General features: G+C 58.0%; 11 protein-coding genes, 1 other RNA gene and 1 other annotated feature. Of the genes, 7 read left to right on the top strand and 5 right to left on the bottom strand.

All coding sequences use genetic code 11. From position 1 onward, the window contains the following. Window positions 1–88: 88 nt before the first annotated feature. Both EBL_RS07775 and rnm read right to left on the bottom strand, forming a co-directional pair. Window positions 89–709, bottom strand: a complete 621-nt coding sequence (locus EBL_RS07775; protein WP_002443084.1) for an L-threonylcarbamoyladenylate synthase — start codon at window positions 707–709, stop codon at window positions 89–91. Beyond that, window positions 706–1,632, bottom strand: coding sequence for an RNase RNM (gene rnm, locus EBL_RS07770; RefSeq protein WP_014715963.1), 927 nt, complete (start codon window positions 1,630–1,632; stop codon window positions 706–708). The genes EBL_RS07775 and rnm overlap by 4 nt, the downstream gene beginning before the upstream one ends. A gap of 113 nt (window positions 1,633–1,745) precedes the next feature. Then, window positions 1,746–1,838: a sequence feature (Trp leader region), on the top strand. Between the two features lie 23 nt (window positions 1,839–1,861). On the opposite strand from rnm, the gene EBL_RS07765 reads away from it, so the two are divergent. Genes EBL_RS07765 through trpA form a run of 5 tightly spaced genes read left to right on the top strand, consistent with a single transcriptional unit; the run spans window position 1,862 to window position 8,403 of the window. Beyond that, window positions 1,862–3,424 (top strand): anthranilate synthase component 1, encoded by a 1,563-nt coding sequence (locus EBL_RS07765; RefSeq protein ID WP_002443079.1) that lies wholly within the window; start codon window positions 1,862–1,864, stop codon window positions 3,422–3,424. Further along, on the top strand, window positions 3,424–5,019 hold the full coding sequence (gene trpD, locus EBL_RS07760) for a bifunctional anthranilate synthase glutamate amidotransferase component TrpG/anthranilate phosphoribosyltransferase TrpD (protein ID WP_002443076.1): 1,596 nt from the start codon (window positions 3,424–3,426) through the stop codon (window positions 5,017–5,019). The genes EBL_RS07765 and trpD overlap by 1 nt, the downstream gene beginning before the upstream one ends. Before the next feature lie 3 nt (window positions 5,020–5,022). Continuing rightward, window positions 5,023–6,384, top strand: coding sequence for a bifunctional indole-3-glycerol-phosphate synthase TrpC/phosphoribosylanthranilate isomerase TrpF (gene trpCF, locus EBL_RS07755; protein ID WP_002443075.1), 1,362 nt, complete (start codon window positions 5,023–5,025; stop codon window positions 6,382–6,384). A 13-nt stretch (window positions 6,385–6,397) separates the two neighbouring features. Beyond that, a complete protein-coding gene (gene trpB / locus EBL_RS07750) occupies window positions 6,398–7,591 on the top strand; it encodes a tryptophan synthase subunit beta (protein ID WP_002443073.1) in 1,194 nt (397 codons plus the stop codon). Beyond that, complete coding sequence (gene trpA, locus EBL_RS07745; protein WP_002443071.1) at window positions 7,591–8,403, top strand: tryptophan synthase subunit alpha; 813 nt, start codon at window positions 7,591–7,593, stop codon at window positions 8,401–8,403. Before trpB ends, trpA begins: the two co-directional genes overlap by 1 nt. A 64-nt stretch (window positions 8,404–8,467) precedes the next feature. Here the strand turns inward: trpA and EBL_RS07740 are convergent, their stop codons facing one another. Further along, window positions 8,468–9,001, bottom strand: a complete 534-nt coding sequence (locus tag EBL_RS07740; protein ID WP_002443069.1) for a DUF2058 domain-containing protein — start codon at window positions 8,999–9,001, stop codon at window positions 8,468–8,470. 79 nt (window positions 9,002–9,080) lie between these two features. Further along, complete coding sequence (locus EBL_RS07735) at window positions 9,081–9,563, bottom strand: cold-shock protein (protein WP_002443067.1); 483 nt, start codon at window positions 9,561–9,563, stop codon at window positions 9,081–9,083. A 250-nt stretch (window positions 9,564–9,813) separates the two neighbouring features. Between EBL_RS07735 and ydiK the strand changes: the two genes are divergently transcribed. Both ydiK and rprA read left to right on the top strand, forming a co-directional pair. After that, on the top strand, window positions 9,814–10,938 hold the full coding sequence (gene ydiK / locus EBL_RS07730; protein ID WP_002443065.1) for an AI-2E family transporter YdiK: 1,125 nt from the start codon (window positions 9,814–9,816) through the stop codon (window positions 10,936–10,938). Window positions 10,939–11,081: 143 nt separating this feature from the next. Further along, window positions 11,082–11,191, top strand: an RNA gene (gene rprA, locus EBL_RS19755) — antisense sRNA RprA. An 895-nt stretch (window positions 11,192–12,086) separates the two neighbouring features. Here the strand turns inward: rprA and ppsA are convergent. Next, complete coding sequence (ppsA, locus tag EBL_RS07725; RefSeq protein WP_002440174.1) at window positions 12,087–14,465, bottom strand: phosphoenolpyruvate synthase; 2,379 nt, start codon at window positions 14,463–14,465, stop codon at window positions 12,087–12,089. Between the last annotated feature and the right edge of the window lie 207 nt (window positions 14,466–14,672).

Below are 14,672 nucleotides of genomic sequence, written 5' to 3'. Positions count from 1 at the left end.
CAGCGCCAGACATAAGCCCCCCTTCTGACGTGGAGGCGTATGGTACACGAAGTTCCGCCGAAATGCCTCTTTCATGGACAGCGAGGTACTACAGGAAAGGCCGGGTATCCCCCACCCCTTCACGCAGTACCACGGGGGAATCCTCAGTTAAATCAATCACCGTGGTGGGCTGCTGGCCGAGATAGCCACCGTGGATAATCAGATCCACTTGTTTTTCAAGACGATCTTTAATTTCATCCGGGTCGGACTCGGTAAACTCACTGCCCGGCAGCATCAGCGAGGTGGAGAGCATCGGCTCCCCGAGGGCCCCCAGCAGATCCAGCGCAATCGGGTTTGACGGCACCCGCAGGCCAATGGTTTTACGCTTATCCTGTAACAGGCGGCGCGGCACCTCTTTGGTACCCTTGAGAATAAAGGTGTAGTTACCCGGCGTGTTGTTTTTAATCAGCCGGAACGCCACGTTATCGACCCAGGCGTAGGTTGAAAGCTCGGAAAGATCCCGGCACATCAGGGTAAAGTTATGCCCGTCGGGCAGCTGGCGAATGCGGCAGATACGCTCCATGGCGTTTTTATCTTCCAGCTTACAGCCCAGGGCGTAGCCGGAGTCGGTGGGGTAAACAATCACCCCCCCTTTACGGATGATATCCACCGCCTGGTTAATTAACCGGGCCTGGGGATTTTCCGGATGGATATAAAAAAATTGGCTCATGCTTTACTCTCTTCAATCAGGACGGGTGGCGCCCACTCCTGCCAGACAGGCGTGATATCCGGCGGCAGGCGTAAATTGCGCCCCAGTTCAATCCATGGACAGGGCTGATGAAAGTCCGATCCCTGAGACGCCAGTAATCCGAACTGGCGGGAAAAGTGTGCCAGCTGGTTGCGCTCATCGGGCGCCTGCTGACACTGTGCAACTTCCATCCCGTCGCCACCGTGCCGGGCAAAATGCGCCAGCAGCCGTTTCAGCCACTTGGTGCTCAGACGGTAACGGCCCGGATGAGCCAGAACAGCCTGCCCACCGGAATGGTGAATCACATCAATAGCTTGTTCTATTGTACACCACTGTGGCGGAACATAGCCGGTTTTCCCCCGGGCAAGGTAATTCTTAAAGACCCCTGCCACGGTGGTGGCCCGCCCGCACTCCACCAGGTAGCGGGCAAAATGGCCCCGGGTCACGGCGCCACCGTTTGCCAGTCGCAGCGCCCCTTCAAGGGACCCGGGAATGCGGGCCTTGTCCAGCCGGTCGGCTATCATCTCCGCCCGCTGGCGGCGGCGGGTGCTCTGGGCCTCCAGAAATGCCATCAGTTGCGGATTAGCCGGATCGATACCCAGCCCAACAATATGAATTTCATGATTTTCCCACACGGTTGACACTTCAACACCATTAATCAGTGCTAAGGTGAGTGCGCTGTCCCGGATAGCCTGGCGCGCCTCTTCCAGCCCGGCGGTGGTGTCATGATCGGTAATAGCCAGCACATCAACCTGGTAGTGGGCAGCGCGCTCCACCAGCTGACGCGGAGAAAGCAGACCGTCTGACGCTGTGGTGTGGCTATGTAAATCATAGATGCGCGGTCGTGGTATCTCGTTCAAAGCGTCTCCTGTGTGTAAAGCGCCATACGGCGAAGTGCTTATCATAACCACTCCTGAGCGGGATCAAAAATTACTGTTGACATTGATTCATCGAACTAGTTAACTAGTACGCATGTTTTCACGGCGAGGTATCTGAAATGACAACAATCATCACTCTGCGTAACTGGTGGCTGACGACCTGACACGGGCCGTGAGAACGCTATTGCTTAACGCAAACAGATACCCCGGCCCGCAGCAGCGGGCTTTTTTATGAACAGAATAAAGAGAAAACACCATGGAACTGCAAAAACCAGCCATTGAGATCCTGACCGGCGAGGGCGCCTACCGCGCGAACCCGGCGGCAGTCTTCCATCAGTTATGCGCGAACCGTCCGGCCACACTGCTGCTGGAGTCTGCCGATATAGACAGCAAAAATAATCTGAAAAGTTTACTGCTGGTAGACAGCGCCCTGCGGATCACCGCCCTTGGCAATATCGTGACCCTGCAGGCCATGAGCCAGAACGGCGCAGACTTACTCACCCGCCTTGATACGGCCCTGCCCGCCGGGGTGACCTGCCAGGTGCGGGACAACGCCCGTGAACTGCATTTCCCGACGGTAAGCCCGCTGCTTGATGAAGACGCCCGCTTATGTTCCCTGTCGGTCTTTGACGCGTTTCGCCTGTTGCAGGCGCTGGTAACGTTACCGCCCGACAACCATGAAGCCATGTTCTTCGGCGGGCTGTTTGCCTATGACCTGGTGGCCGGTTTTGAAGATCTCCCGGCCCTGCGCCAGGATGACAGCTGCCCGGACTACTGCTTCTACCTGGCAGAAACCCTGCTGATTATTGACCACCAGCAAAAAAGCACCCGGATTCAGGCCAGCCTGTTTACCCACAACCCGGCAGAGAAAAGCCGCCTGAGCGCCCGGGTCGCCGACCTGCGCCAGCAGCTGGAGCAAACCCCACCGCCGCTGCCGGTAGAAAACGTGGAACACATGCACTGCGACTGCAGCCAGAGCGATGAAGAATATGGTGATGTGGTCCGCCAGATGCAAAAAGCCATCCGCGCAGGGGAGATTTTCCAGGTGGTCCCTTCACGCCGCTTCTCGCTGCCCTGCCCGTCGCCGCTGGCCGCCTATGAAGTGCTGAAAAACAGCAACCCCAGCCCGTATATGTTTTTTATGCAGGACACGGGCTTCACCCTGTTTGGGGCATCCCCGGAAAGCTCCCTGAAATACGCCGCCGCTAACCGCCAGATAGAAATCTACCCGATAGCCGGCACCCGCCCCCGCGGGCGGCGCGCCGACGGCTCCCTGGACCGGGATCTGGACAGCCGTATTGAGCTGGAGATGCGCACCGACCATAAAGAGCTTTCCGAACACCTGATGCTGGTAGACCTGGCCCGTAACGATCTGGCCCGTATCTGTACCCCGGGCAGCCGCTATGTGGCGGATCTGACCAAAGTCGATCGCTACTCCTTTGTCATGCATCTGGTTTCCCGGGTTGTGGGTGAACTGCGCCAGGATCTGGATGCCCTGCACGCCTACCGGGCGTGCATGAATATGGGCACCCTGAGCGGGGCACCCAAAGTAAGAGCTATGCAGTTAATCGCCAAAGCAGAAGGCCGCAGGCGCGGCAGTTACGGTGGCGCGGTGGGCTATTTCACCGCTCACGGGGATCTGGACACCTGTATCGTTATCCGCTCTGCGTGGGTGGAAAACGGTGTGGCCACCGTCCAGGCCGGTGCCGGTATTGTGCTGGACTCAGTCCCGCAATCAGAGGCAGACGAAACCCGTAACAAAGCCCGCGCCGTGTTGCGCGCCATTGCCACCGCCCATCACGCACAGGAGACATTCTGATGGCCGACATTCTGCTGCTCGATAATATCGACTCCTTTACCTATAACCTGGCAGATCAGCTCAGAGCAAACGGCCACAATGTGGTGATTTACCGTAATCATGTTCCGGCCCAGATCCTGATTGACCGTCTGGCTACCATGGACAACCCGGTGCTGATGCTCTCCCCGGGGCCGGGTGCCCCGAGCGAAGCGGGCTGCATGCCGGAGCTGCTCACCCGGGTGCGCGGAAAGCTGCCGGTTATCGGGATCTGCCTCGGCCACCAGGCGATTGTGGAAGCCTATGGTGGTTATGTCGGCCAGGCCGGGGAGATCCTCCACGGGAAAGCCTCCAGCATTCAGCATGATGACCAGGCCATGTTTGCCGGGCTGATGAACCCGCTGCCGGTGGCCCGCTACCACTCCCTGGTGGGCAGCAATATCCCGGCCGGGCTGACCATTAATGCCCACTATGAGGGTATGGTCATGGCGGTGCGCCACGATGCGGATCGGGTGTGCGGCTTTCAGTTTCACCCGGAATCTATCCTCACCACCCAGGGCGCCCGCTTACTGGAGCAGACCCTGGACTGGGCCCTGAAGAAACAGGAGCCTGCGGCCTCGCTGCAACCGCTGCTGGAAAAACTCTACCAGGCCCAGGAGCTGACCCAGGCAGAGAGCCACCAGCTGTTCAGCGCCGTGGTTCAGGGTGAGGTAAAACCCGAGCAGTTAGCCGCAGCGCTGGTAAGCATGAAAATTCGCGGCGAAAGCCCGAATGAGATAGCCGGTGCCGCAACCGCCCTGCTGGAAAACGCCGCGCCGTTCCCGCGCCCGGACTATCTGTTTGCCGATATCGTCGGCACCGGTGGCGACGGCAGCAACAGCATTAATATCTCCACCGCCTGTGCGTTTGTTGCCTCGGCCATGGGCTTTAAAGTGGCGAAACACGGTAACCGCAGCGTGTCCAGTAAATCCGGCTCTTCGGATCTGCTGGCCGCGTTCGGTATTAACCTGGATATGACGGCGGAAAAATCCCGCAAAGCGCTGGATGAGCTGGGGCTCTGTTTCCTGTTCGCCCCGAAATACCACACCGGTTTTCGCTATGCCATGCCGGTGCGCCAGCAGCTGAAAACCCGCACCCTGTTTAATGTGCTGGGGCCGCTGATCAACCCGGCCCACCCGCCGCTGGCGCTGATTGGGGTCTACAGCGCAGAGCTGGTCCTGCCGATTGCCGAAACCCTGCGGGTGCTGGGTTACCAGCGGGCGGCCGTGGTCCACAGTGGCGGCATGGATGAGGTCTCCCTGCATGCGCCCACCCAGGTGGCGGAGCTGTGCCACGGGGAGATCCGCAACTACACATTAACCGCAGCGGATTTTGGCCTGATCCCCTATACCAAAGAGGCGCTGGCAGGCGGCACCCCGGAAGAAAACCGTGACATTCTCAGCCGCCTGTTACAAGGTAAAGGCGAAAGCGCCCACGAGGCCGCAGTGGCCGCGAACGTTGCCATGCTGATGCGCCTTTACGGGGAAGAAGATCTGAAAACCAATGCCCGGCGGGTTATTGAATTCTTACACAGCGGAGCCGCTTTCGACCAGGTACAAGCCCTGGCGGCCAGAGGATAAATCATGCAAGAGACCGTATTAACCAGAATTGTCGCTGACAAAGCTATCTGGGTTGCGCAACGCAAACAGCAGCAGCCGCTGGCGAGCTTTCAGAACGAAATTGTCCCCAGCGACCGGAGCTTTTATCACGCCCTGGAGGGCACCCGCACCGGGTTTATTCTGGAGTGTAAAAAAGCCTCCCCCTCTAAAGGGGTGATCCGTGAAGATTTCGACCCGGCGCGTATTGCCCGGGTCTATAAAAACGTCGCCTCTGCGGTGTCTGTCCTGACTGACGAAAAATACTTTCAGGGCGATTTTGCCTTCCTGCCGGTGGTGCGCGCCATTGTGACCCAGCCGGTACTGTGCAAAGACTTTATTATTGACCCGTACCAGATTTACCTTGCCCGTTACCACCAGGCCGATGCCTGTCTGCTGATGCTCTCCGTGCTGGACGACGAGCAATACCGCCAGCTGGCTGCCGTGGCCCACAGCCTGAATATGGGGGTGCTCACCGAGGTGAGTAACGAGGCTGAGCTGGAGCGCGCCATTGCCCTGCAGGCCCGGGTGGTCGGGATCAACAACCGCGACCTGCGCGACTTGTCCATCGACTTAAACCGCACCCGGCAACTGGCCCCGCGCCTGCCCCACGGGGTAACGGTCATCAGCGAGTCGGGGATCCGCAACTACCGCCAGGTGCGCGAACTGGCGCACTTTGCCAACGGGTTCCTGATTGGCTCCGCCCTGATGGGGGCCGACGATCTGCACCAGGCCGTCTCTGCGGTACTGCTGGGGGAGAACAAAGTCTGCGGTCTGACCCGCCCGGAAGACGCCGCTGCGGCGTATCAGGCCGGGGCCGTTTACGGGGGGCTTATCTTTGCGGAAGGCTCGCCGCGCCGCATTGATATCGCCACCGCGCGCCGGGTCATGTCTGCCGCCCCCCTGCGCTGGGTGGGTGTTTTCCGCGATGCCCCCCGGGAGGTGGTGCTCAGCACCGCGCAACAGCTGGGGCTTTGCGCCGTACAGCTGCACGGGGCGGAAGATCAGCCCTATATCGACGCCCTGCGGGCCGCGCTGGCGCCTGAGGTTCAGATCTGGAAGGCCCTGAGCGTGGGCGACACCCTGCCCGCCCGGGATCTGCACCATGTTGATAAATACCTGTTTGATAACGGCCAGGGCGGCACCGGCCAGCGCTTTGACTGGTCACTGCTTAACGGCCAGCCGCTGGATAACGTGCTGCTGGCGGGCGGGCTGAGCGCCGATAACTGCGTGGAAGCCGCCAGAGCAGGCTGTAGCGGTCTCGATTTTAACTCCGGGGTGGAATCCGCGCCCGGAATCAAAGATGCAAACAAGCTGGCAGCAGTGTTTAAAACCCTGCGGGCATACTAAGGAAGCTATGCGCATGACAACGTTACTTAACCCCTATTTTGGTGAATTTGGCGGGATGTATGTTCCCCAGTTACTGATGCCGGCCCTGCGCCAGCTGGAAGAGGCGTTTGTCAGCGCCCAGAGCGACCCGGCATTTCAGCAGGAATTTCACGATCTGCTGAAAAACTACGCGGGCCGCCCCACGGCACTGACCAAATGCCGCAATATCACCGCCGGAACCCGCACCACCCTCTACTTAAAGCGCGAAGATTTACTGCACGGCGGCGCCCATAAAACAAACCAGGTGCTCGGCCAGGCGCTGCTGGCAAAACGGATGGGCAAAACCGAAATTATCGCCGAGACCGGTGCCGGTCAGCACGGGGTGGCCTCGGCCATTGCCTGTGCCCTGCTGGGGCTGAAGTGCCGCATCTATATGGGGGCCAAAGATGTGGAGCGCCAGTCACCTAACGTGTTCCGTATGCGCCTGATGGGGGCGGAGGTTATCCCGGTTCACAGCGGCTCTGCCACCCTGAAAGACGCCTGTAACGAGGCGCTGCGCGACTGGTCCGGCAGCTATGAAAAAGCCCACTATATGCTGGGCACGGCGGCGGGCCCGCACCCGTTCCCGACCATTGTGCGCGAGTTCCAGCGCATGATTGGTGAAGAGACCAAAGCCCAGCTGCAGGAAAAAGAAGGCCGCCTGCCGGATGCGGTGATCGCCGCCGTGGGCGGTGGCTCTAACGCCATCGGCATGTTTGCGGACTTTATCGACAACCCGGGCGTGAAGCTGATAGGCGTGGAGCCGGCGGGCCACGGGATCGAAACCGGGGAGCACGGCGCACCGCTCAAGCACGGCCGCGTGGGGATCTACTTCGGTATGAAATCCCCGATGATGCAGACCGATGAAGGCCAGATTGAAGAGTCTTACTCTATTTCTGCCGGTCTTGACTTCCCGTCTGTAGGGCCGCAGCACGCCTACCTTAACAGCACCGGCCGGGCCGATTATGTCTCCATCACCGATAACGAAGCCCTGGACGCGTTCCAGACCCTGTGCCGCCATGAAGGGATCCTGCCTGCGCTGGAGTCCTCCCACGCCCTGGCCTATGCCCTGAAAATGATGAAACAGGACCCGGAAAAAGAGCAGCTGCTGGTGGTCAACCTCTCTGGCCGTGGTGATAAAGACATTTTTACTGTGTATGACATTCTGCAAGCCCGGGGAGAAATCTGATGGAACGTTATGAAAACTTATTTGCGCGCCTGAAAAGCCGTGGCGAAGGCGCATTTGTTCCCTTCGTCACCCTTGGCGACCCTTGTGCTGAGCAGTCACTGGCGATTATTGATGCGCTGGTGGCAGGCGGAGCGGATGCCCTGGAGCTGGGGATCCCGTTTTCTGATCCGCTGGCAGATGGCCCGACCATTCAGAACGCCACCCTGCGTGCGTTTGCCAGCGGCATCACGCCGACCCGCTGTTTCGAGATGCTGGCGACCATCCGCGCCAAATACCCGACACTGCCCATCGGCCTGCTGATGTATGCCAACCTGGTGTTTAACCGGGGGATCGATGAGTTTTACGCCCAGTGCGCCCGGGCCGGGGTGGATTCGGTGCTGATTGCCGACGTGCCGGTGGAAGAGTCTGCCCCGTTCCGCCAGGCCGCCATGCACCATAACGTGGCGCCTATTTTTATCTGCCCGCCCAACGCGGATGACGAACTGCTGCGCCAGATTGCCGACTATGGCCGGGGATATACCTATCTACTCTCCCGTGCCGGGGTCACCGGTAGCGAGAACCGCGCCAGCCTGCCGCTGCACCATCTGGTGGAAAAGCTGGCCGCCTGCCACGCCGCCCCGCCGCTCCAGGGCTTTGGCATCTCGGAGCCCGACCAGGTGCGTGACGCTATCGCCGCCGGGGCTGCCGGGGCCATTTCCGGCTCGGCAGTGGTGAAGATTATCGAAAAACACCTTGAGCAGCCGGATGTGATGCTGTGCGAGCTGACGGCCTTCGCCCATAAAATGAAAGCGGCGACCGTAAACGCACAATAACCCTCTGAAAACAATACAGCGGCCCGGGGCCGCTGTATTTTTACCTGTCACGCACCAGAACGGCTTACCACATCAGATCGTCAGGCACTTTGAAGTCTGCGTACGGATCGTCCTCGTCCTGCTCTTCCTGGCTCAGGGCGCTGTGCAGTACGATGCTTTCGGCATCCCGCTGGGCAATTTTATCGGCAACGCTTGCGGGGATAATGGCGTATTCATACGCATCCGCCGCCCCCAGACGGGCAATAGCCAGGCGGCCGCTGACCAGTTGCGCCTGGGTGGTTTTATCGACAATCACTTTTTTAATCAGGTTATTATCGGTAAAGTTAAATTCAATATCGCCTTTTGCTATCCGGATGCGGTTCATCTCAATAAGCTGCTTAACCTGCGCTTTATACGCTTTCGCCAGCGCCGCCTGTTTTTGCTGCTCGTTGAGCTGCTTGTCCCGCTCAAGCTGGGCTTTTTTATTTTCCTCGACGCTTTCCCGTGCTTCGCGCGCCTGCACCCGCGACTTTTTCGCCGTGCGCTGAACTTTAGCCATTTTTTTGCTGGAGACGAGTCCGGCTTTTAACATCTGTTCCTGTAAGGTAAGTTTTGTCATCTTCGCTTCTGAATTCGCTGAATTATATGCGGGATTATACCTGTGATTACTCTGCTGTCTCTGGCCTGCGGCCAGACCGTCAGACTTTGAGTAGTTTTACCGTGGCGTCTATGTCTATCTCATCTTCGGAGAAGATAAGCGTCGTGCCCTGGAAGGTGGTGATAGCCAGTTTCTTCAGGGTGCGCATTGCGCCGGGCTGCCCGGTGGATTTGGGCCGGATACTGTTCATCAGCAGCCCGACGGACAGCACCGCGTTTTCTTTGTCGATCCGGGTGTCTGCGGGCACCTCTTCGCTGTACACCAGGTAAGACTTAATCGACGTGAGCTTAACGCGCTCACCCGCGATATAGAGATATTTGCTTTCCGGTATAACCTTCACCGCATAGGCAGACAGCCCTTTATTGTTGGTGGTGGGTTCGAATGTCACCGCCGCATCTTTCCTGATAAGTTCCGGATTAGCGACTTTAATCACATGAAAATAGCGGTTATCGCCGTTCTCATCGTTGATAAATCCAAAACCTTTATCTTTAAACCACGTTGTGATTGTGCCTTTCATCACCATAACCGCCTGCTTAATCGTTGAGCTACTCACTGTTTTACAGCGTGCAGTGTAAAACACAATGCCGGTACAGACTATGGGTTTGGCTGACATCCGGGCGATTGCCCCGCTAAAACCCCGGGATCCGGTTTATCCGCCCGCCCGGCCTACGCACAGAGACCAAAAACGCGCTAAAATCTTCAACATGTTGAATCGCGTATCGTTTACGATACCCCTGCCACCCCGGTGGCAAGTAATAAGGTAAATCAGAGTTATGCCCATCCTGAACCCACGCGTGGATATTCCACGGGTCCTGCTCTCGGTGCTGTTTCTTTCCATTATGATTATCGCCTGTTTGTGGGTGGTGCAGCCGTTTATCCTCGGTTTTGCCTGGGCAGGCACCGTGGTGATTGCCACCTGGCCGCTGCTGCTGCGCCTGCAGCAGCTGCTGTGGGGGCGGCGCTCCCTGGCGGTACTGGTGATGACACTCCTGCTCACGCTGCTGTTTGTGATCCCCATTGCGCTGCTGGTCAGCAGTATCGTGGATAACAGCGGCCCGGTGGTCAACTGGGCCACCTCCGGCCATATGAGCCTGCCGGAATTTAACTGGCTGCGTAATATCCCTCTGGTGGGCGATAAGCTCTGGCAAAGCTGGCACAGCCTGCTGCAAAGCGGCGGGCGGGCGCTGGTTGCCAAAGTGCAGCCCTATATTGGCACCACCACGAACTGGTTTGTGGGCCAGATAGCCCACGTGGGCAGTTTTGTGATGCACTGTTTTCTGATGCTGGCCTTCAGCGCCCTGCTTTACTGGCGCGGTGAAAATGTCGGCATGGGCTTTCGCCACTTCGCCTATCGCCTGGCTGCCCAGCGTGGCGATGCGGCCGTGGTGCTGGCCGGGCAGGCTATCCGCGCGGTGGCTTTAGGGGTTGTGGTGACCGCACTGGTGCAGGGGATCCTCGGGGGGATTGGCCTGGCGATTTGCGGTATCCCCTACGCAACGTTACTGACGGTGGTGATGATTCTCTGCTGCCTGGTGCAAATTGGCCCGTTGCTGGTGCTGGTTCCGGCGATTATCTGGCTTTACTGGACGGGGGATACCACCTGGGGCACGGTGCTGCTTATCTGGAGCGCCATTGTCGGCATGATGGATAGCGTTATCCGCCCGGTGCTGATTCGTATGGGGGCCGATTTGCCGCTGATTCTGGTGCTTTCCGGGGTTATTGGCGGGTTAATCGCCTTCGGGATGATCGGGTTGTTTATCGGCCCGGTGGTGCTGGCGGTGTCTTACCGGTTGTATGTGGTGTGGGTGAATGAGGCCGCCCTGCCGGATGAAGACCCGGAAGAGCTGGTAGAGATTCTGGAAGGGCACACGCCCAAATCAGAAGAGACCCCTCACTGATAACGCCGGGCGGTAGCCAGCAGGCTATCGCCCGGGCAACGCTTCGGAATAACTTTCTACATTTCCCCATTAGTATTTACTTTTGCGTAACGATTGGGATGAATCCGATCGACGATTTTCCGGCCAGTATCTAGTATAAACAGACCTTCATGAATCAACATATTGATTTATAAGTACAGATACATCCCCTGAGTAGATAACCAAATTGCTGTGTGTAGTCTTTGCCCATCTCCCACGATGGGCTTTTTTTTGGTTCATCGCGGGTTAGCGTGATATTGCCCAAACGGTGATTTGTGAGAATAGCGATTCTCGCCCGCTTCAGATTCGGACATATGAACGCCCGGTGAACGGGTTCCGCTCCCCGACGATGGGCACTCATATGTTGTGTGCGGAACCTGGTCGCGTTCCAGGAGGGGGGGCCGGCCCCCTCCTGGAGACCTCGCCGGCCCGCGGTCAATCGCCGCTGCGCGGTTCGCTGCAACTCCGGCTTGCTCTGGCGGACCAGTCAGGATTCGGCATCCATGCCTCAACCTTCCTTCTGTCTGCCATCCTGGCAGCCAGTCCTTGAGCCGCACCTGCGTTTCCGCCGATTGCCTTTATGCGGGGGTTTAACACCCTCGCGGCCATTAACTGACATTCAGCGGCATTTCAGCCGCTGAAACTGTGTTGTTTTACCGCAGGGGTTTTCCAGTCCCGCGTAAAAGAAACTGGCGGCGCGAAGCTGAAAAGACCAGGGGTGGCGGCCCGGATGGCCGCCACAGGGAGGGCTGAGACAGGATGTCGAATCCCGACCGGACCGCAGGATTGAGGCGCAGCAGAGCATATCGCGCAGCGACAGTTTCCCCGCGGGCCGGGGGTATCCCTAAAGGGGAATCGGTATTCCCCTTTAGGACGCGACCAGGTTCGGTTGCCACAAAGAAATACCGGAGGTCGGGGAGCGGAACCTTTTCACTAAACGTACATAGACCAGATCCCGGCACAATGTCTGAAGCGCCTGCGAATCGCTATTCGCCAAAACCACCCTTTGGGAAAAGGCTTCAGCCGCCACGCTTAAATGCGATGAACCTTTTTTTTATGCCTGGCAAACCACAATAAAAAAACGCCCGGCTCATCAGAGACCGGGCGTTGTTATGGCAAAGACGCTGGGGTTACTTATTCAGCTCCGCCAGCCCCAGCCAGGTTTGTACCACCGTGTCCGGGTTCAGAGAGAGGCTGTCAATGCCCTGCTCCATCAGCCAGGCCGCGAAGTCTTCGTGATCAGAAGGACCCTGACCGCAAATCCCCACATATTTGCCCTGCTTTTTCGCCGCCCGGATAGCCATCGACAGCAGCGCTTTCACCGCGTCGTTGCGCTCATCAAACAGCTCAGACACCACGCCAGAGTCGCGATCCAGCCCCAGTGTCAGCTGGGTCATATCGTTAGAGCCAATGGAGAAGCCGTCGAAATAGTCGAGGAACTGCTCCGCCAGCAGCGCATTGGACGGGATCTCACACATCATAATGACTTTCAGGCCGTTTTCACCGCGCTTAAGCCCCTGACGCGCCAGCTCATCCACCACCGCTTTCGCCTGCTCAACGGTACGCACAAACGGGATCATGATTTCAACGTTGGTCAGCCCCATCTCGTTACGCACCCGTTTCACCGCTTCACACTCCAGGGCGAAGCAGTCGCGGAAGCTGTCAGAAACGTAGCGGCCCGCCCCACGGAAGCCGAGCATCGGGTTCTCTTCGTGCGGCTCGTAGCGATCGCCGCCGACCAGGTTGGCGTACTCGTTTGATTTGAAATCCGACAGGCGCACAATCACCCGCTTCGGCCAGAACGCCGCGCCAAGGGTGGCGATGCCTTCTGTCAGGCGGCCCACATAGTATTCACGCGGGCTGTCGTAGCCTTTCATCATTTCGCGGATCTGGTTTTGCAGCGCAGGCTCCTGGTCGTCAAACTCCAGCAGCGCCCGCGGGTGCACACCGATCATCCGGTTGATGATAAACTCCAGCCGCGCCAGGCCAACCCCTTCGTTCGGCAGGCAGGCAAAGTCAAACGCCCGGTCCGGGTTACCCACGTTCATCATAATTTTCAGCGGCAGCGCGGGCATGGTGTCCACGCTGGAGCTCTGAACGCTGAAGTCCAGCAGATCGCCGTAGACGTACCCGGTATCCCCTTCGGCACAGGAAACGGTGACCTTGTCACCGTCGTGCAGGCGCTCGGTGGCATCACCACAGCCCACCACCGCCGGGATCCCCAGCTCGCGGGCGATAATCGCCGCATGGCAGGTGCGCCCGCCACGGTTGGTCACGATGGCCGCCGCTTTTTTCATGATGGGCTCCCAGTCCGGGTCCGTCATGTCGGTCACCAGCACATCACCAGGCTCAATGCGGTTCATTTCGCTGATATCGTGGATGACTTTCACTTCACCGGCACCGATACGGTGGCCGATAGCGCGGCCTTCCGCAACAATGCGCCCGTGGGAATGCAGGGTGTAACGCTCCATAACCTGCCCGCGGGAGCGCACGGTTTCCGGGCGCGCCTGAACAATATACAATTTGCCGGTGTGGCCATCTTTGGCCCACTCGATATCCATCGGGCGGCCATAATGCTGCTCTATCTGCATCGCCTGGCGGGCCAGATCGTGAATTTCCTGGTCTGTCAGACAGAAGCGATCACCGTGACCGGCGGGCACATCTTCGATCCGCACCTGTTTGCCATGCTGCTGGCTGTCGGCGTAGACCATACGAATCTTCTTCGACCCCATAGTGCGGCGCACAATGGCCGGGTTACCGGCGCTGAGTGTCGGCTTATGCACGTAAAACTCATCCGGGTTTACAGCCCCCTGCACCACCATTTCGCCCAGACCCCAGGCAGCGGTAATAAACACCACCTGATCAAAGCCGGATTCCGTATCGATGGTGAACATCACCCCGGAGGCCGCCAGATCAGAGCGCACCATCAGCTGAACACCAGCAGAAAGTGCTACCCCACGGTGGTCATAGCCCTGGTGGACACGGTAGGAGATGGCGCGATCGTTAAACAGGGAGGCGAACACATGTTTCACCGCCACCATAATGGCGTCAATGCCCTGCACGTTGAGAAAGGTTTCCTGCTGCCCGGCAAAGGAGGCATCCGGCATATCTTCGGCAGTGGCGGAGGAGCGCACCGCAAAAGAGGCCTGGGGGTTACCGTCGGCCAGTTGCAGATACGCATCGCGAATGGCGTGCTCCAGCTCTGGCTGGAATGGCGTATCAATAATCCACTGACGGATCTGCGCACCGGCACGGGCCAGCTCAGCTACATCGTCAATATCCGTTTCATCCAGCAACGCGTAAATACGCTGGTTAACACCACTTTGATCCAGAAACTGGTTAAATGCATCTGCGGTGGTTGCAAATCCATTTGGTACTGATACACCTAAATCGGACAGGTTGGTGATCATCTCACCGAGGGACGCATTTTTGCCCCCTACTCTGTCAACATCATGCATACCGAGTTGGTTATACCAAAGCACTAGCGGTGACGAACCGTTATTGGACATCGAAACAATCCTTTTTGTGATATAGGAATGAGGCGTTACAACATCAAACTACCTTTTTAGCCTGGCATATTTATCGCGGCGGATAAAACGGTGAATCGTTCAAGCAAAAATATTTTTTAAAAATTAAGAAAAAGAGAGGATTTTTATAACAGACTGATTATCATAATAAATATTACAGATAACTCTGAAACGCACAGTGCAAAAAAT

Source organism: Shimwellia blattae DSM 4481 = NBRC 105725, assembly GCF_000262305.1.
GTDB classification, from domain to species: Bacteria; Pseudomonadota; Gammaproteobacteria; order Enterobacterales; family Enterobacteriaceae; genus Shimwellia; species Shimwellia blattae.
Note: the sequence above shows the minus strand (reverse complement) of the source record. Positions and strands in the feature narration are given on the sequence as shown.